The organism is Archaeoglobus sp. UBA230, assembly GCA_002507545.1.
Classification (GTDB): Archaea; Halobacteriota; Archaeoglobi; order Archaeoglobales; family Archaeoglobaceae; genus Archaeoglobus.
This window is the reverse complement of sequence record DAVR01000024.1, coordinates 42438-58526: the sequence shown is the minus strand read 5'-3', so window position 1 is coordinate 58526 and position 16089 is coordinate 42438. Positions and strand designations below refer to the sequence as shown.

The window sequence follows — 16089 nt, the reverse complement described above, 5'->3', positions numbered from 1 at the left end:
TCATGCTTACAGCTCTCTGCCTATGAGAGACGACACGAACTCATTAATCGTTGACATCTTTTTCTGAAGCAAATCCTTTACGTGCTTCTGACCCTGATACAATCCAACTGCTGTGCCGACAATGAACAGAAATTCAAGATCATCAAGCTGGTATTTTTCCTTGATTGCCATAAGATCGTTAACTCTGCTCTCAGGCAGACCGTCAATCGTAGGTTCTTCCTCCTCCTTCTGTTCAAGAAATCTCTCGTCAACACTCCACTTGTTTTTCAGCTCCTCGAAGGCATCCCAGAGGATTGACTTTCTCGTCTGAACGTCCATGGGGATTGTGTATCAAAAAATTTTAAAAAACTTTCTGAATACGGAGAGTCTCGTTTGTTTTCTTTATGCTCTCTTCTTTCTCAGCAAGCTCGAACATTGCTCGGATAGCATCTACATTCTCAGGAACGACTATTGCCTCCTGATGCACAGCTTGGGTAACAAAAAGGTCGTTTCCGTCTATGCCAATGGACTCCTCCCACACAATGTTTTCAAAAAGATCATACCTCAGCCTGAGTTCTCTCGCAAACTCAATTACCTTCGCCGTGGATGTAAAACCGTCTCCGGCGGAGACAAGCATTATCCTTGGCTCTTGCTCAAGAACACTGATAACATCCTTGGGTGATGCATCTTCTTTCAGCTCAATGCAGAGGGAGTGGACATGCATGAGGGTTGTGGGTAATTTGAAGGCCGTGGTCACTATATCAACGTCTGGCATGACGGTTTTAACATCTGGCCCGTGGTGAGAGGGTATGGCGACGGGATCGGGCATGATTCCATTAACCAAACCTTTTTTGTCCTCCTTAGGGTCAACGACCCTTCTGAGCATTGTTGCTCTGATTCTACCTATTTTAAAGTTAGTTTTGAGCTGATAAATCAACCTCGTAAGTCCAGTCGTGTTGCAGCTCACAACCCTGACGTATCTTTTCCCCTTTGCCATGTCGTAGTTGGCGAGGGCATTGAAGGAGACCTCTGCCACATCCTTTTTTTCTCCACCCTGAAATATGGCTTTTACACCAGCCTTTTCGTAGTACTTCGTCTTGTTTTCCGCTCCAACCTTGTTGGGACTGCAGTCAACAATGATGTCAGCCTTTGGAAGCAAGTCTTCAATTGTCCCTTGGATTTCAATCCCTGCCTTCTCAAAAAGTTCAACATTTTCAGGTTTTGCAACGTAAAGTGGATATCTTTTCGACCCAAGTTTGGCCTCATAATCAGGGCGTGTTTTTGTTACTCCGACAACCTCCATGTCGTCCTGAAGGCTAACAGCGTCGGCCACCCTCTTTCCAATCGTCCCGTAACCATTTATCGCTACCTTAACTTTCATCATATCCCTCCACGACTATTTTATGTCCAACAAGATCCATCTCAACAACTCTGCCCTTTACCTCTCTGTAATCACCGAGGATGTCCCACATTTTTATTTTTTCTCCTTCCACAACTATACGAACAACATCTTCCATTAAAGTTTCATCACTGCCTGATAACAACACCTTTGACTCACACATGATATGAGGTTGACTGTTAGGCTTTATCAGGTTTCCCTTAAAAGTTAAATCCCTGAGTTAGTTAGGAAAGGTGTGCTGAGGGTTGCAAGGTTCGAGCTCAGAAAATCGAGAAGAAGATATGGCAAGGGTAGCATGCTACTGATAACCCTTGCCTCGCTATTTGCTCTCATCGTTAGTTACCTTTCGGTTACCACTGGAATAGATTCGGATTCGGGAATATACTCTACAAATGTTCTGATTAATGACCACTCCTTTATCCTTTCAGACGATCCGGATGTCTATTTTGACGGTAGCAGTATTTTTGTGAAAAAAACGGACAGGAGTCTGGCTGCTGCTGATGAGCTTATTCAGACACTAAAGGAGCAGCATAGAGAGATTATTGAAGAAAAATATGGTAAACTCGCACATCCTGTCCTTGTGAGTGTGAAGTATATCACCGTGAATCTTTCTCAGTCTGGATACGAGACTACACAGAGAGAGGCAGGGGTAGAGAAGGGTAAAAATCAGACAGAGAAGAAGGTAAGAAAAGGCGTAGAGGTCAACAAAACTACCATCAATACCACGAACTACAAACCGCCAGAGGATATTAAGACTCCCAGCCTCGTGGAGAAGATGGTTCTCGCATTCCTTTTCATCATTCCATCCTACTTCACAGTTCAGGTCTTCTCCTCATCTCTACTTGAAGACAAGTTGCTGAGAAGACTTGAGGTTATGCTCTCTGCAGTCGGTCGTGTTGATATTTTGCTGGGAAAACTCCTTCCCTACTTAAGTCTTTCTTTCATATCTGCATTAGCCGTTTCATTACTCCTAAACAGTCCAATGGCGTTTATCTTCGCTCTTCCTGTCATATTCCTCCTTTTCACTGCTCAGAGCTTTGTTGTGATGATTTCGAGAAGTTACAGGGAAGCAACCTTTCTTCTGCTCGTCGTTTCACTTCTGATAACAATTTATGCCTTCATTCCAGCCGTTTTTTCAACTGCGATACCACTGTCAAAAATTTCCCCCATAACCCTGCTCCTTTCGCATCTGAGAGGGGAGTCTGTTAACCTTTGGGATGCTTTGGTATCATTCGCTCACCTCGGTGTCATGGCTGCAATCCTTTTCTACCTTAGCACGAAGGCTCTCAACCCGGATATAGCTCATGGGAGGTCAATGATTGCAAAGCTTATCGAAATCTCGAGACTCAGCGTAAGAAATTCCTATCAAGCTTTTCTGTTCGCATTTCTCTCCGTATCCTTTGCCTTAATGGCTGAGATATTTGCAGTGATGACTGTATTTATACTCCCACAGGCTCTCATGATTCCGGCTTTAATTGTAAGTGTCGCCATTGTTGAGGAAATCATAAAGGGAGTGATTATAGTTTCTCAGCCCTGTATGAGAAGGGCTATTGCCACAGCCCTTGGATTTTTCACCGGGGAGAAGTTCCTTATTGTAGCAAATGTTCTTCAGGAGTATAGTCTTGCTTTCCTCGGTCAGCATCTCGTGTTCCCTCTCGCCCTCCACTTACTAACAGCAATCCTCTTTGCTTCGATCGTCAGGAAGAGCTACTCTTTCGTCCCATACGCCCTCAGCCTTGCAGTAGCTATTCACGCGATCTACAACTACGTGGTGGTGATGCTGCTTGTTTGAGATCATAAAAAAGGACATAACGCTGATGCTTAGAGAGAGAACTTTTGCCAGCATAGTGTTCCTTCTAATATTCATTGCCAGCATATCCTCTGTCATAACATTCGGCCTACTAATACTTTACAATCCGGATTATCTCGGTTATTCAGGGAATGCCAGAATTGCGGTTGTCGGAGACTGCTCCATTGCTGGTGAATGTGTTGATGCGGGAACTGCCATGAGAGCATTGGCAGAAGGGAGGGTTGACGCGGTACTGTTCATTACAAAAGTTGGAAACTTGACGTACATTGACGTAATCCTGCCGGAGGATGATATAAAGGCAATTCAGGTTCTAACATCTCTGAAAAAAGATTTGGTTGAGTATGAGGAGAAACTGAGGGAAGAGTTCGGGGTTCCGAACCTCGACCTGAAGGTGTTTGCTGATGGTGTAGAGGTAAAAGTTCCTTCTGGCTCCTCGACGATTTTCAAGTTTATATATCTTATTTTGATTCCACTTCTCGCAGTAACAACAGCGGTGGTGGCTGCAGGACTAACCATAGACTCAGTCTGCGAGGAAATTCAGACGAGAGCACTTGAAGTACTTCTATCTACCCCACTCACACCTTTCAAAATCTCAATGGCCAAAATTCTCACACCCTTTATTTTCTCCACATCCCTGACAGTAATCTGGCTTTCACTGCTCTCCATCAACGGAATTGATATTGCGAAACCTGTTGAAGCACTTGTAATATCAGCATCAATCTCTGCACTCTTTATAGCAATCGCATATTTCACTGCTGCTTACTTCAAAGACAGGGAGAGAGCACAGCTGGTTTTCTCAATATTTGCTGCCGGACTCTTACCATTGCTTGTAACAAAGGCCAAAAGTCCAGCAGTTATGGTTGGGAGAGTTGCTGCAGGGACAGAATTTGATATTATTGCAGCTGCCAGCTATATACTTATTTCCTTCGGTCTTTTGATCATCTCACCCATCCTGATGAAAATTGGAGAGAAATAGTCAGTAGGGAGTTGCCCAGCTTTCGTCGTCTTTATAGACTTTCTCGTCTATCACCATCTCCCCCTCCACTATGGGCTTAGGGTCTTTAACAGCTTCAATTCTGAAAAGGCTGGACTTGTACCAGTTGTAATCAATTCTCACGTTAAGCTGCTTGACAATCGGTAATTTATCCTGAAATCTGAAAAAGTTCTTTTCATCCTCTGGATAAACGTTGAACTTCCTGATTATGTCTGTGATAACAAAGCCCATTTCGTGTATCATCCTCTGTATCTCATACCATTTCTTCCTCGAAGCCTCCAGCGTTGTTATTCCAAAGTATCCAGAACATCCTACACCTTTAAGGGTTGAAACTCCCCTTGATAGAAACAGCTTCAAACCCGGAACCGTCTCAACAGGGTCTGTTACAAAAACATCGAACTTCCTTCTCAAATCGTCGGGAAAAGCCTGCTGAACGTCGTAAACAAAAGCCTCAACATTCAGCGAGTATTCCTCGGCAATCCTGTTTATGAAGTTTATAAGCCTCTCATCAATGTCCACAACGGCAACTTTTTCGGGCATCTCGGTTAGGGCTGAAGCGATACTGAGTAAGTCATCATCTCCAACGACAAAAATCCTGCTGTTCAGGTCTCCTCTCTCGTAGATAAACTGGACCCTTCTTATTACACCTTCGAGGCTTATAAACCCCTGATCGTACATCTCAATCGCTTCGGGTCTTCTCGCAGCTATTTCCTTGTATTTTTTGAGAATTTCGGAGAAAAATTTGCTTATCTCAAAGCCAGTACCCTCACAATTTTCACATCTCAGCCTACCGACGTACTTCAACCTCTCTTTTACCGCTCTATCCCTGCCTTTTTCTGTAAGGGATATTCTACCATTTTCCATTTTTAAAAGCCCGTCTTTCTTTAAAGAGTTAAGGATGTTGAAGAACTCCTTCAAAGACGCGTCCTGCCAGTCAATAAGCTCGTAAACACTAACTTCTCCTCCGAGGAGCCTCTGCATTATCTGCCGCTCTATTCTGTCCACGATATCAGCCCCTGTCGAGAACGTAATGACGGTAGGATTTCGGTTTAAGTCTTTCGAGGAACAGTTTGAAAGCCTTCTCGACCTTGCTTGTATCACCGCAGGTAAAAATGTCGAGGTTCACAAGCCCGTATTCAGGCCAAGTGTGAATAGAAACGTGACTTTCGGCAATTAAAACTATTCCCGTAACACCATGTGGGTTAAACTGTTTATAAATACTGCCTACTTTCGTAAGTCCAGCCTGCTCCACCACCTCCTCTACGATAGCGCGTACAGTCTCCTCCCTTGCTATCAACTCCTCCTTTACTCCATAAAGTTCGGCTATAATATGCCGACCGACTATCATCGCTATCACCCTCCATTTTTATCACCTCCTTACAGGATATATTCGAATTTGGAGCGTTTTGCACATTCTGTGTCAGGTTTTATCAGACTTGGTCTAAATATAACGATCATACACGAATCTGGCTGAAAAGATTTTGAGTTGGCATGACTTTTAAATTTTTCGATGATTTTAAAGAGTTTTCAGAGGTGAAAAATCCATCCAAAAAGCGATGACATGGTCGTTTCAAAAGATTTCAGATAGATTTTAATCAGTTTAATTCAAAACATGATTTTTCACTCCTTTTTTAACCATTACGGAGAAAAATATGTATTTTTAAAACGAATAATATTAGTAAGTCCTCGCGAGAGCCGCAACTTTACCCTTGCTACCACACACAATGCACTCGCCCTCAACATCGAGATTGATCCACTCTGGCACCTCCTCAAACCAGCCAAGAAGACTTCCACCATGCTCTTCGAGCGAAAGACCACAATCTTCGTTATTACAGAGATGGAAGATAGCAACACCCTTTCCTACCCACTCCTTCAGCTCATCGGGTGACTTTACAATCTTTATCTTTTCAAGAATCCTGTTTGCTGCTGAAGTAAAGAGCCTCTCTCTCATTATCTGAGCCCACTGCCAGATCAAATCATCGTTGATTTCATCTATTGAAACTTCAAACTTCTTCTTTTCGTCTCTGAAAGATGCTACAGCAACTCCCTTCTCTGCATCTCTCGGCCCTATTTCGAATCTGATTGGCACACCTTTAAGCTCCCATTTGTAATACTTTGCTCCCGGTCTCTCTTCACCGTCATCAAGGATAACTCTGAAAGATGCCAGTTTATCAACAAGTTTTTTGCATGCGTCCATCACAGCCTCTTCTTTACCCTTGTAGAGAATTGGAATCACAACGATCTGTATGGGGGCAACTTCGAAGGGTAGAACCAAACCCTGATCGTCACCGTGGATGCTGATAAGTGCAGCTATGCACCTCTCAGAAATGCCATAGCATGTTTGATGGGCATAATAGTGCTCTCCATTTGGCGCCTCATACTTTATCTCGAAGGTCTTAGCAAAATTGTCTGCAAGGTGATGCACTGTTCCTATCTGCAGAGTTCTTCCGTCAGGCATTACTGTATCGAAGGCTATAGTATAGGCTGCTCCGGGAAACTTGTCCCACTCAGGGCGACGGATGACCATGTAAGGAATGGCGAGGAAGTCATAGAATTCCTTGTAAAATCCAATGGCTTTTTTAACGTGCTCCTCTGCCTCCTCAAAGTTCTTGTGGACTGTATGTGCCTCCTTAAATGATGTTATCTCCCTGAGTCGGATTAATGGTCTTGTGTGCTTTGTTTCGTATCTGAAGGTGTTTACAATCTGGTAGACCTTCAGAGGCAAGTCTGCATGGTTTCTCACCCACAGTTTGAACATTGGGTACATCGCAGTCTCGCTGGTTGGCCTTAAAGCCAGTTTTACGTCCAGAGGAGTTAAGCCACCGTGTGTGATCCAGTAAACTTCGTCCTCAAAACCCTTTATGTGCTCTCCTTCCTTGCCAAGCTCAGTTTCTGGAATGAGGGCGGGGAAGTAAACTTCATCGTGTTCTCTGTCCATAATTTCTCTCAGCTTCGAATAGACGAACTGCCTTATTTTGAAACCAAAGGGGAACCAGACGTAAAGCCCTTTCACCGGATACCTGACATCCATAATTTCTGCCGTCTGAATGACCTCGTGGTACCACTCTGAGAAATTTTCCTTTGATGGCAGACTCATCAGATGTTGGATGAAGATGCAATATTTATTAATTTCCAGTTTTGTGGAGAATTACTCCTTAATGTAAAACCTTCTGGCTGATTTTTGTATCTCTTCTTCAAATCTCTTTTAAACTTCTGTAAAGTTTTATGGGAGATGTAGACAAGAGGTCTGGATTGAACGGGATATGATAGAGTTATGAAATAAATTTTGATTTCAGATAAAACTAAGCATCCCCAATACCGATCCACCAAACATAACTATGAACAGGATCACGAAATTCAGCACATTCAGTATCAACGCGCCAGCACTAAGCAACGAGAATGGTGCTGCGAGGAGCAACACTCCCAACAAGGCTACCACTCCCGAAACGAGAATCCCAAGAAACATCCCCACACCCATCAGCGACAACAACAGGAATATCACTTCGACCACCTCCTACCTTTTTCGGACAGCTTACTGTAGGTTTGTTACTAACCCAGCGTTAGGGATTTGATATAAAAATTTTTCGGTATCTGTTCATGCTTTATCGGTTGAGGTTGTGCTTGCGTTAAAGTGGTTTTAACGGATTAAATTATAGCAGAGGAATCCTTGAATAACTTTCAAGCTCCAGAACCTTTCCCCACTTTAAAATGCACTCACACTTGATATCCTCAAGCTTTTTCGCATCTTGGGTAAGGGAAAATTCTCTTATAGCCTTGGACACATCAGCGTCACATTTCCCACAGTTGTGTGGACCTCGCTTTTTCCCAGCAGCAACCGGGTCGCAGAGTATCTCAACTCCAACATCCTTTGCCTTCTTAAGAACCTCCACTGCACTCCACAACCACGGAGGTCGGTAAAGCTTTGCTCTCCACAGTTTCTCGACGAGTGTGCCCTTCTGAACGTTCGTGAGGTTGAGGGAGACAACATCGGCATAGTTTTTCACAGCCTTTATGGATTTGACTGCATCCTCGATTGCCTCCCTCTCCGAAAGGAATGGGGGTTTCAAAAGCAGGTAGCACTTAGCCCTGAATCCCATCTCTTTGAGAGTTTCAGTAGCCCTCACAAAGTCTTCAAAACTAAAACCTTTGTTTATACAAAGCTCCCTGATTTCGTCATCCGCAGTCTCGAGACCTATCCCAACTTCAAGGTTTACTCCTTTGAAATCATCCAGCCTCTCCTTCTCCACAAACTCTGGTCTGCTCTCGACTATCAGCTTTTTAGCTCCCATATCCCTGATCCTGTCACGCAGATACGCGCGAACTTCCATGGGGACTTCTGCATCGTCAAAGAAGCTGCCAGAAGTAAATATCTTGACCACCTCTGCACCACCTTCCTCCAGAGCCATATCAATCTGCTGGATAAGCTCATCTCTCGTTGCGGGATAGGCATCGTTCGTGTATCCGCACATGTAGCAGCTATCCCATCTACACCCTCTCGTGCGGAGTATAATTGTAAGACAATCAGCTATTCTGTCATCCAGCCTCTCCTTCTCCCTCCAGACTATCGGTTTAGTAAAAGAACCCATGCTTAGCTCTACCCCTCCTGCCAATCATGTTTCCATAATATAACCCAACTGCAAGTCCTGCAAGGTGGGCGATGTTGGCGACGTTTGTGTAAAAAACTCCGGTATAGCTGGCGAACATCATAGAGAAATCATAGACTGCAAAGAGTAGAAGAGCGGTTCTTATCCCAATGGGTATCGGAATCGGGAATATTATTATCCTTATTTCAGGAGCAATCATCGCCAAACAGCCCATGACACCAAAAATCGCAGCAGATGCTCCAAGTGCAGGAGAAAAACTTCCAACAGCGTAGGAATAGGCGATATACCCAAAATTTCCTGCGAGACCTGCAGCGAAGAATATCTCAAGATACTTTCTGTCTCCAAGTCTTCTTTCGAGTTCTGTGCCAAAGAAAAGTAGCACGAACATGTTGACAAAGAAATGCCAGAATTCAACGTGGAGAAACATGCTCGTAATAATCTGCCAGGGTCTTGTTGAAAGAACTTCAATTCGAGGATGAAGTGCAAAGAGGTTCACCATCTGGAGTGGTGCTATGAGGGAGATAAAGAACAGAATGGTGCAAATTATCAACACTGTATTGTTCGCTCCATAGTTTGGTATCTTGAAACCACTCCCTTTTGCAGTTGACGATAGTCTTCTCTTGACATTCACAGGGACATTCCAGTACTCATCAAGCCCATCACAATCGTGACTTTCCGGCAACCTGTGTTCATCACAAAATGTGCCCCCACAGTACTTGCATCTGAAAGGGAGCGTTATTTCTTTACCACAAATATCACACTTGGCCACTCTCTAAGTTGAAAATTCAGGGGTTAAAAATCTTTGGTTTTAAAAAAAGAAAAATTAGAGGTCGAACTTGCCTTGGAACTTCTTGACAATTCCAGCAAGCCTCTGAGCTTCCATTATGTTTCCTTCGATCTTGTATTTACCCATCATGAAACCGCTGACAGCATCCTCCTGCCCCTTAATAACTGAAGCCCAGTAATCTGGTGGGGCAACTATTGCGAAAGTTGGGGATGGGTGGACACCCTCTTTAAACTCACAGGTTCCATCTGCTTTGTACTCAACGTAGAACTCCTCACCATCAAGTTTGTACTGTACAACTCCGCTCCATCCAGCCATTTCTTTCTGGATTTCTTCATTGCTGTTCTGGAGTTCACACATTTTCTGAATCAAATCTTTTGCCTCACTCATCTGCATCACCTCTTGTGCATCTCATGATGGCAGTCTTTCATATATAAATCTTGTGATTTTTGCATTAAAAGATGCAACAAGTCTGAAACTTACTATAGACGCGGATTTTAGTGGTTTAAATGGAATTATAAAAAAATTTAAGTTTCTTTGCTATAAACAATGATTAACAGTTATAGAAATTTACAGCACGTATATAATACGTCTGAACATTAACGGCGGTGTGATAGAGATACTTTTGGCATTAACCGCGGCTGTATGCTGGGCACTAAATGGGGTAGCGTATAGAAAAGGTGTGGCTGAAGTTTCAGTTTTCACTGCAAATTTTCACAGAACCCTATTTGCCACACTCTTCTTTCTACCTCTTGCACTAATTGATTTGCCCAGAACAGTGATTGATTTCAATACAGCAATAGTATTGGTAATCTCGGCAATCCTCTCCTTTTATATCGGGGACTTGAGTTACTTTGCTGCTTTGAAAAGGGCACCAGTTAGTGTTGCTCTTCCAGCAGCTTCTACGTATCCGATTTATGTTGTCCTGTTTTCGACTGTGATTTACGGTGCTAGAATCCAGCCCAATACCCTTCTATCAGCTCTTTTAGTCTTTTTGGCTGTGTATATTATCTATGGCAGAGGAGGTGGAGATTTCAGGTCTTCGGGCCTTTTCTTCGCTTTGCTCGCAGCATTTTCGTGGTCTCTCGCCATTCTGACCCTCGATTTTCTGACTGATAGGCTTCCGGTATCTGTGGTGGCATTTACAAGAATGCTCTTGTGTCTGATCCTGCTATCTTTCACGGCAAAAAGAGACGAGATAGTGAAAAAAGACTCAATAATCTATGCAGGTGTGTTTGGCGGCTTCCTGTCCTTTTCGGGTGTGGCAGTCTTCCTTACAGCAATAAAGTTGTCAAGTTCATGGAGCGTTGTTCAGCCATCTGCCACCTCGCCGGTATTTTCAGCTATTTTCGGGAGCCTACTCTTAAAAGAGAAAATTGATTTCAGACTTGCCGCCGGGATTTGTATTATAGTTATCTCTATATTTCTGCTTCTTCTCCAGTAGACTCCTCTTCGAGTTCGTGCATGGCGTATTCAGGTATCCTCGATTTCCGCTTGAAAAGGTCCTTTATGATGATTATGTCACCAACAGCCTTAACAACCCTGTAGGGTATTATAACTCCCTTAGCGTGCGAATCAATCAATCCCTTGTTGTAGTCTGTTATAGCAAGTCCTCTTATTGACCTTGTATTCTGATCAAGTATGACATCCTCAACTCTTCCAACATATCTTCCTTCGTCTGTGAACACTCTCATTCCAAAGAAGGTGGTAATTTCTCCAATCATCCCCATAAAAATAGCAGAACGAAAAAATATATTAATTTTTTCAAGCAGTGAACAATTTATACTTGGTCTGGGGGTTCTGCATTTCGTATATAATTCTGCTCACAATGAGCTTTTCGGGGCGCTGTATACCCTTGACCCTCTTTGCGATGTCCTCGAAGCTTTCAAACGGTCTTTTCTTTCTTTCCTCGATTATCGCCCACATCATCTTCTTTCCAACACCTGGTAAAAGCTCAAGCTGGTGCATTCTTGTTGTTATTGAATCCGCCTTGTTGAAAAACTCTACAAACCTTCTCTCGTCACTCTTTATTATGTGTTCAAGAACGTAGGGTAGTTCGGTTTTTGCAGCTGGAGTCAAGTCCTCGTATCTTAACCTGCGCTTTATCTTTCTTACAACATCCCTTTCTCCCTTTCCTATGTATACTCTATCCATCACGAGCGGAGATTGGCCTTTCTTAATGCTGACCTCAAGGAGTGTAAAGTATTTCTCTCCAACAACCTGAGCAAGCGGTTCTCTTTTGTGTATTGGTCTTTTATCGTCAGGATGGCCATAGGGCATGAAGTCAATTATGTATGCGTAATCCTCGAGTTTATCTCTGCTTTCAGACCTCTCTACTCTCGGCTTTTCCATAGCATCAGCTCCTTTTTCAAAATAGCGTGATAACTATTTATGTTTTTCTTAAATACGGTACTTGTCTATAACATCAAGAATCTCTTCAATCTGCTCGCTCGTTAAAGTTACTCTCTCTTTCGCGTAGATAACTCTAACTTCGTCGGGAACACGGGGCATTATATCCGCGAGTTTGACTGCAAGTTCCCTTCTCCCGACCTGAGGTAGCTTTATAAGTTCCTCGACCAGCTCCTTTGCCTTCTCTGCAGGAAGTTTGGCGAAAAGCCTGAGATGCTTAAGGGCCCTTCGCGTCTCGAATAAAAGCTCTCCCTCTTCCTGCCTCTTCTTTGCGATCTCTTCCATTATCTCTTTGGCCTCAGAGATTGTGATGTATTCAAAATCCTTAACCTCTTTGAACATTTCAACCACTCTGCGGTTTTAGATGTTCCGGCCTGACGATCAGAGTCTTCATCTTGCCGCCATCTCTGATCTGTACGAGATAAGCCCTTCCCCTCTGTCCCACAACAAGGCCAGTTCTTCCCTGAAACCTCGGGTGTGGCATTCCTTTCTGCGATGCTGGTTCAATGTCTATGTGAACCCTCTGCCCAACCTCAAAGGTCTGTAGAAACTTTCTGATTCTGATTCCTCTTTCTCTGACTCTCTTTCTCAGTTTTCTACCTGATCTGAACCTGAAACCGTGAGACTTCCAGCCCATTGTTGATCCCCGTTTGAGTGATACCTGAAGAATATTTAAGGCTTTTTGCGGTTGTGTGTTTTGGACTGGTTCTATTTTTGTCCTGATTGTTGCCGCTTTTTTGAATTCTAAAAATGAACAAACGTCTGAAAGTGTCGGTAACCTCCACGTCCCTTTAAAGCCTATCTCCTTATCTTACCCGGAAGAATGAATTCATACCTCCCGAAGAGGATTTTTGTAACGACAAAGCGGTGAATCTTCCTGAGATTGAGGTAAAGGCTCCAGATAAAGGCGTCTTCTCTGTAGTATTTCTCGACCTCCTTCCTCTGGATGGGTTCAAAGGCATATCCATGCTGCTCGAAAAACTCGTTGGCAAGGTTGATGGTGGGAGGAATTAAATCGCTTCTCCCCTCCTTGAAAAGGTTGGCTATCATGTCCAGCACAACTGACCTGAAATCGTAATATCTGTCGAGTATTTCCTGGAGGAAGAATTTTTTTAGGAGAATTCTTGCCCCCGGAGGACATGCCCTTAAAAATATGTCAGTATCGAGTTTGTCAACACCATTTTTGCGAATCATCGGTGTGCTCGTGTCGAAGTAGTAGATATCTTCACCACAAATCGCCCAGTTCGAAATCTGACCGTCGAGTCCTATTTGTAATCCTTCTTCCCTTCTGGCATCATTGAAATCCCAGACTTTCTTCATCTCCTTCAGAACACTCTCGAAGACGTCTAAAGCATCCTTCAAAGTTGCATTTTGTAGGATTTTGTTACCAATACCCTCTAATTTCTCCTGCATAAGAAAAAGAACGATTCTTCCATCGCTGGTTGTGACATAAATGGCATCACTTTCGGGAATTTTTAATCCTGCCATTCTGAGCAATTCTACGTATTCAAAATAGGTGTCAATGTATTTTTTAACCTGCTTGACCGATCTAAACATCGGAATCCTCTTGAAGGCGATGCCGGGATATTCTGGAATTTCAAAGACTGTGCTTATCTCTCCGTAACCAAGAATCTTTATGTTTTCTGGTTTTGCTGGGTTCAGTCTCTCCTCAAAATCCTTCAGAATTTCTGCGTCGACCTTCATAGCATTGCCCTTATCATCTCAACCATGTCTCTCCGCTGGGAGGTCATCTCCAAAGCATTTCTGAGGTTCTCTGAGATGTAGTCTGTATGTTCTTGGCTGATGATAAGAGGGGGCAGGAACTGCATCACAGATGTGTCGTTGTTGGCATAAACGGCAAGAATGCCGTTGTGGTAGCAGGATATTGACAGCAACGGTCCAAAACCCTCCTCAACCATCTTAATTCCGATGAAAAGCCCCTTCTGTCTTATTTCTTCCAAAAAGTCGAACTCTTCCTTCATCTTTTCCAGTTCATTGGACAAAAGGGAAGCCATTTTTCTGACGTTGTTCATGAAGGATTCATTTGAGGTAATCTCAAGCACCTTTAAAGCAACGGCACAGCCTATCTCAGCCCCACCGAAGGTTGACACATGTATGAAAGGATTCTCCGACATGAAATCATCAAGTCCGTCTTTAAAACACGTTGCTGAGATTGGGTAAATTCCTCCCGACAACCCCTTTGCTGTGATTATAACGTCAGGAACCACCTTGTAGTGCTCTATCCCCCACATCCTACCAGTTCTTCCAAGTCCCGTCTGCACCTCGTCCACCATCATCAAGCAATCTTTTTCGTCACATATCTCCCTCACACGCTTATAGAAGTCATCCGGTGGTAGGGGCATGCCGAGCGTAGCGGGGATGGTTTCGAAAAGCACGGCTGCAGTTTCGGAATCTACAGCCCTTTCGAGGGCTTCAGCGTTGCCAAATGGCACTTCAACAAATCCCGGAGCAAGCGGTTCGAAGGGCCTCTTGTATTTCTCATCCCCTGCAGCAAGAGCAAATCCTGTATGACCGTGATAACCGCCTCTGGCGTAAACAATCTTCTTTTTTCCAGTATGCCCTCTTGCCAGCTTTATCGCAAAGTCAATCGCTTCCCCGCCACCAACGCCGAAAACCGTTCTGCTTATATCTCCCGGCATAACTTCAGCCAGCTTTTCTGCAAGTCTTGCACGCTGTTCGCTGATAAGGTGGTGGTTTCCAATGTCCAGCTCCTCAACAGCCTCCCTCAGAGTGCTCACTACTTCAGGATGCCTGTGGCCGAGATTGAAAACTCCTCCGTTGCAGTGACAGTCCATCAATCTTCTCCCATCCAAATCCCAGTACCATACCCCTTCCCTTCTCGCAGGAACGAAGTCTATACCGACCATTGAGAAAAATTTGGCTTTAGCTGGAGAAACGTATCTGGCGAAGGAGTCAATGATTTCGGATTTGCTCCTCCCTCCAACAAACCCCATGTAAAAAATTGGAAAATAAATCATTATATATTTTTTGGAATTTGGTTGATGACTTGGAATCCCTAAGCTCAAAATTGAAGGGTTTGTAATCTCCCTTAGTCCACATTAAAAGCTGTTTAGAGCTTTGAAAAGTAGTTTTCCGAATTGCCACCGGGAGTAAGTTGAATTAAGTAATCCGAGTTTACAGTCTATAAAGCTGTTACGTGAAGATGTCACATCACTGTAATATCGTAGAAAAGCAATCTTATCGGTCTGCCCCCATCAGCTTCTGAAAGATGTCTTTTTAAACCAAAAGGTTTAAAACCGCATCCCAGTGTTATTGAAGAGCCGATGAATGATGATGTAAAGAAGGAGGTGATGATATGTACGTGAGGTTCGAGGTTCCCGAGGATATGCAGAATGAGGCTTTGAATCTCCTTGAGAAGGTAAGAGAGACTGGGAAGGTGAAAAAAGGTACAAATGAGACTACAAAAGCGGTGGAGAGGGGTGTTGCAAAGCTCGTGTATATTGCAACAGATGTTGACCCACCCGAAATTGTGGCGCATCTTCCCCTTCTTTGCGAGGAGAAAAACGTGCCTTACATTTACGTAAAAAGCAAAAACGAACTTGGGAAAGCAGTGGGGATAGAGGTTAGCTGTGCCTCTGCCGCGATAATCAACGAAGGTGAGATGAGAAAGGAGCTTGCAGGACTTGTTGAGAAAATCAAAGGTCTCAAAAAGTAATTTAGGGTGGTAGTATGACTGATGAAGAAGATATTCAGCCCGCCGAGGTTATCGAGCTTGTTGGAAGGACGGGAATGCACGGAGAGGTTACGCAAGTAAAAGTGAGAGTTCTGGCGGGTGAAAATAAAGGTAGAGTAATAACGAGGAATGTATTCGGTCCTGTTAAGGTTGGAGACATCATAATGATAAAGGAGACGGCAAGAGAGGCAAGGAAGCTTGCAGTGAGGTGAAAAAAATGGAAAAGAGAGTCTGCTCATTCTGTGGTTACGAAATTGAGCCAGGAACAGGAAAGATGTATGTGAGAAGAGATGGAAGAGTATTTTACTTCTGTTCTGGCAAGTGTGAGAAAAACATGCTCAAGCTGAGAAGGAAGGCAAGAAGGCTGAAGTGGACAAAACACTACTCAAGGTGAT

The 16089-nt window shown here is 43.7% G+C and carries 22 protein-coding genes; 6 read left to right on the top strand and 16 right to left on the bottom strand.

What is annotated here, in order from left to right; genetic code table 11:
- Positions 1-6: 6 nt before the first annotated feature.
- The 3 genes from BP688_RS06515 to BP688_RS06505 are packed head-to-tail and all read right to left on the bottom strand — an operon-like array spanning position 7 to position 1541.
- Positions 7-318, bottom strand: coding sequence for a hypothetical protein (locus BP688_RS06515; protein WP_290598092.1), 312 nt, complete (start codon positions 316-318; stop codon positions 7-9).
- Between the two features lie 22 nt (positions 319-340).
- A complete protein-coding gene (locus BP688_RS06510) occupies positions 341-1360 on the bottom strand; it encodes a type II glyceraldehyde-3-phosphate dehydrogenase (RefSeq protein ID WP_290598091.1) in 1020 nt (339 codons plus the stop codon).
- Positions 1350-1541 (bottom strand): CooT family nickel-binding protein, encoded by a 192-nt coding sequence (locus tag BP688_RS06505; protein WP_290598090.1) that lies wholly within the window; start codon positions 1539-1541, stop codon positions 1350-1352. The genes BP688_RS06510 and BP688_RS06505 overlap by 11 nt, the downstream gene beginning before the upstream one ends.
- Positions 1542-1613: 72 nt before the next feature.
- Here BP688_RS06505 and BP688_RS06500 point away from each other — a divergent pair, with 72 nt between their 5' ends.
- Together BP688_RS06500 and BP688_RS06495 are read left to right on the top strand one after the other, a co-directional pair.
- Complete coding sequence (locus tag BP688_RS06500) at positions 1614-3170, top strand: ABC transporter permease family protein (protein WP_290598089.1); 1557 nt, start codon at positions 1614-1616, stop codon at positions 3168-3170.
- Complete coding sequence (locus BP688_RS06495; RefSeq protein WP_290598088.1) at positions 3163-4164, top strand: ABC transporter permease; 1002 nt, start codon at positions 3163-3165, stop codon at positions 4162-4164. The genes BP688_RS06500 and BP688_RS06495 overlap by 8 nt, the downstream gene beginning before the upstream one ends.
- On the opposite strand, the gene BP688_RS06490 is transcribed toward BP688_RS06495, so the two are convergent.
- The 7 genes from BP688_RS06490 to BP688_RS06460 form a co-directional block, all read right to left on the bottom strand.
- Positions 4165-5187 carry a bis-aminopropyl spermidine synthase family protein gene (locus BP688_RS06490; RefSeq protein ID WP_290598087.1) on the bottom strand — a complete coding sequence of 341 codons (1023 nt, stop codon included), beginning with the start codon at positions 5185-5187 and terminating at the stop codon, positions 4165-4167.
- 4 nt (positions 5188-5191) lie between these two features.
- Positions 5192-5530: an adenosylmethionine decarboxylase gene (speD, locus tag BP688_RS06485; protein ID WP_290623564.1), complete on the bottom strand. Its 339-nt coding sequence runs from the start codon at positions 5528-5530 to the stop codon at positions 5192-5194.
- 327 nt (positions 5531-5857) lie between these two features.
- Complete coding sequence (proS, locus tag BP688_RS06480; protein ID WP_290598085.1) at positions 5858-7279, bottom strand: proline--tRNA ligase; 1422 nt, start codon at positions 7277-7279, stop codon at positions 5858-5860.
- A gap of 195 nt (positions 7280-7474) precedes the next feature.
- Positions 7475-7684 carry a hypothetical protein gene (locus tag BP688_RS06475; RefSeq protein ID WP_290598084.1) on the bottom strand — a complete coding sequence of 70 codons (210 nt, stop codon included), beginning with the start codon at positions 7682-7684 and terminating at the stop codon, positions 7475-7477.
- 148 nt (positions 7685-7832) lie between these two features.
- Entirely contained in the window at positions 7833-8768 is a 936-nt protein-coding gene (locus BP688_RS06470; protein WP_290598083.1) for an archaeosine biosynthesis radical SAM protein RaSEA, read from the bottom strand.
- Positions 8752-9555, bottom strand: a complete 804-nt coding sequence (locus BP688_RS06465) for a rhomboid family intramembrane serine protease (protein ID WP_290598082.1) — start codon at positions 9553-9555, stop codon at positions 8752-8754. The genes BP688_RS06470 and BP688_RS06465 overlap by 17 nt, the downstream gene beginning before the upstream one ends.
- 54 nt (positions 9556-9609) lie before the next feature.
- The gene (locus BP688_RS06460; protein WP_290598081.1) at positions 9610-9960 is read right to left on the bottom strand and encodes an SCP2 sterol-binding domain-containing protein; all 351 of its coding nucleotides are present in this window, start codon (positions 9958-9960) and stop codon (positions 9610-9612) included.
- Between the two features lie 220 nt (positions 9961-10180).
- Here BP688_RS06460 and BP688_RS06455 point away from each other — a divergent pair, with 220 nt between their 5' ends.
- Positions 10181-11014: a DMT family transporter gene (locus BP688_RS06455; RefSeq protein ID WP_290598080.1), complete on the top strand. Its 834-nt coding sequence runs from the start codon at positions 10181-10183 to the stop codon at positions 11012-11014.
- Here BP688_RS06455 and BP688_RS06450 read toward each other — a convergent pair.
- The 6 genes from BP688_RS06450 to BP688_RS06425 all read right to left on the bottom strand — a co-directional run bounded on the left by BP688_RS06450 (position 10989) and on the right by BP688_RS06425 (position 14954).
- Complete coding sequence (locus tag BP688_RS06450) at positions 10989-11300, bottom strand: PRC-barrel domain-containing protein (protein ID WP_290598079.1); 312 nt, start codon at positions 11298-11300, stop codon at positions 10989-10991. The genes BP688_RS06455 and BP688_RS06450 overlap by 26 nt on opposite strands.
- A 34-nt stretch (positions 11301-11334) precedes the next feature.
- Positions 11335-11922 carry a DUF655 domain-containing protein gene (locus BP688_RS06445; RefSeq protein ID WP_290598078.1) on the bottom strand — a complete coding sequence of 196 codons (588 nt, stop codon included), beginning with the start codon at positions 11920-11922 and terminating at the stop codon, positions 11335-11337.
- 48 nt (positions 11923-11970) lie between these two features.
- Positions 11971-12321, bottom strand: coding sequence for an RNA polymerase Rpb4 (locus BP688_RS06440; protein ID WP_290598077.1), 351 nt, complete (start codon positions 12319-12321; stop codon positions 11971-11973).
- 1 nt (position 12322) lies between these two features.
- A complete protein-coding gene (locus tag BP688_RS06435; RefSeq protein ID WP_290598076.1) occupies positions 12323-12616 on the bottom strand; it encodes a 50S ribosomal protein L21e in 294 nt (97 codons plus the stop codon).
- A gap of 161 nt (positions 12617-12777) precedes the next feature.
- Entirely contained in the window at positions 12778-13683 is a 906-nt protein-coding gene (locus BP688_RS06430) for a DUF6206 family protein (protein WP_290598075.1), read from the bottom strand.
- Positions 13680-14954 carry an aspartate aminotransferase family protein gene (locus BP688_RS06425; protein WP_290598074.1) on the bottom strand — a complete coding sequence of 425 codons (1275 nt, stop codon included), beginning with the start codon at positions 14952-14954 and terminating at the stop codon, positions 13680-13682. Before BP688_RS06425 ends, BP688_RS06430 begins: the two co-directional genes overlap by 4 nt.
- Positions 14955-15316: 362 nt before the next feature.
- Here BP688_RS06425 and rpl7ae point away from each other — a divergent pair, with 362 nt between their 5' ends.
- From rpl7ae to BP688_RS06410, 3 genes are read left to right on the top strand one after another with little or no spacing between them, the layout of a single operon-like run.
- Positions 15317-15676 (top strand): 50S ribosomal protein L7Ae, encoded by a 360-nt coding sequence (rpl7ae, locus tag BP688_RS06420; protein WP_290598073.1) that lies wholly within the window; start codon positions 15317-15319, stop codon positions 15674-15676.
- A 14-nt stretch (positions 15677-15690) separates the two neighbouring features.
- Positions 15691-15906 carry a 30S ribosomal protein S28e gene (locus BP688_RS06415; RefSeq protein WP_290598072.1) on the top strand — a complete coding sequence of 72 codons (216 nt, stop codon included), beginning with the start codon at positions 15691-15693 and terminating at the stop codon, positions 15904-15906.
- Between the two features lie 5 nt (positions 15907-15911).
- Positions 15912-16088, top strand: coding sequence for a 50S ribosomal protein L24e (locus BP688_RS06410; protein ID WP_290598071.1), 177 nt, complete (start codon positions 15912-15914; stop codon positions 16086-16088).
- Position 16089: the final 1 nt, after the last annotated feature.

Coding starts and splice junctions, on each gene's coding strand:
- BP688_RS06515 (WP_290598092.1), bottom strand. CDS start 318: ATGGACGTTCAGACGAGAAAGTCAATCCTCTGGGATGCCTTCGAGGAG.
- BP688_RS06510 (WP_290598091.1), bottom strand. CDS start 1,360: ATGAAAGTTAAGGTAGCGATAAATGGTTACGGGACGATTGGAAAGAGG.
- BP688_RS06505 (WP_290598090.1), bottom strand. CDS start 1,541: ATGTGTGAGTCAAAGGTGTTGTTATCAGGCAGTGATGAAACTTTAATG.
- speD (WP_290623564.1), bottom strand. CDS start 5,530: ATGATAGTCGGTCGGCATATTATAGCCGAACTTTATGGAGTAAAGGAG.
- proS (WP_290598085.1), bottom strand. CDS start 7,279: ATGAGTCTGCCATCAAAGGAAAATTTCTCAGAGTGGTACCACGAGGTC.
- BP688_RS06470 (WP_290598083.1), bottom strand. CDS start 8,768: ATGGGTTCTTTTACTAAACCGATAGTCTGGAGGGAGAAGGAGAGGCTG.
- BP688_RS06460 (WP_290598081.1), bottom strand. CDS start 9,960: ATGAGTGAGGCAAAAGATTTGATTCAGAAAATGTGTGAACTCCAGAAC.
- BP688_RS06450 (WP_290598079.1), bottom strand. CDS start 11,300: ATGGGGATGATTGGAGAAATTACCACCTTCTTTGGAATGAGAGTGTTC.
- BP688_RS06445 (WP_290598078.1), bottom strand. CDS start 11,922: ATGGAAAAGCCGAGAGTAGAGAGGTCTGAAAGCAGAGATAAACTCGAG.
- BP688_RS06440 (WP_290598077.1), bottom strand. CDS start 12,321: ATGTTCAAAGAGGTTAAGGATTTTGAATACATCACAATCTCTGAGGCC.
- BP688_RS06435 (WP_290598076.1), bottom strand. CDS start 12,616: ATGGGCTGGAAGTCTCACGGTTTCAGGTTCAGATCAGGTAGAAAACTG.
- BP688_RS06430 (WP_290598075.1), bottom strand. CDS start 13,683: ATGAAGGTCGACGCAGAAATTCTGAAGGATTTTGAGGAGAGACTGAAC.
- BP688_RS06425 (WP_290598074.1), bottom strand. CDS start 14,954: ATGGGGTTTGTTGGAGGGAGGAGCAAATCCGAAATCATTGACTCCTTC.
- rpl7ae (WP_290598073.1), top strand. CDS start 15,317: ATGTACGTGAGGTTCGAGGTTCCCGAGGATATGCAGAATGAGGCTTTG.
- BP688_RS06415 (WP_290598072.1), top strand. CDS start 15,691: ATGACTGATGAAGAAGATATTCAGCCCGCCGAGGTTATCGAGCTTGTT.
- BP688_RS06410 (WP_290598071.1), top strand. CDS start 15,912: ATGGAAAAGAGAGTCTGCTCATTCTGTGGTTACGAAATTGAGCCAGGA.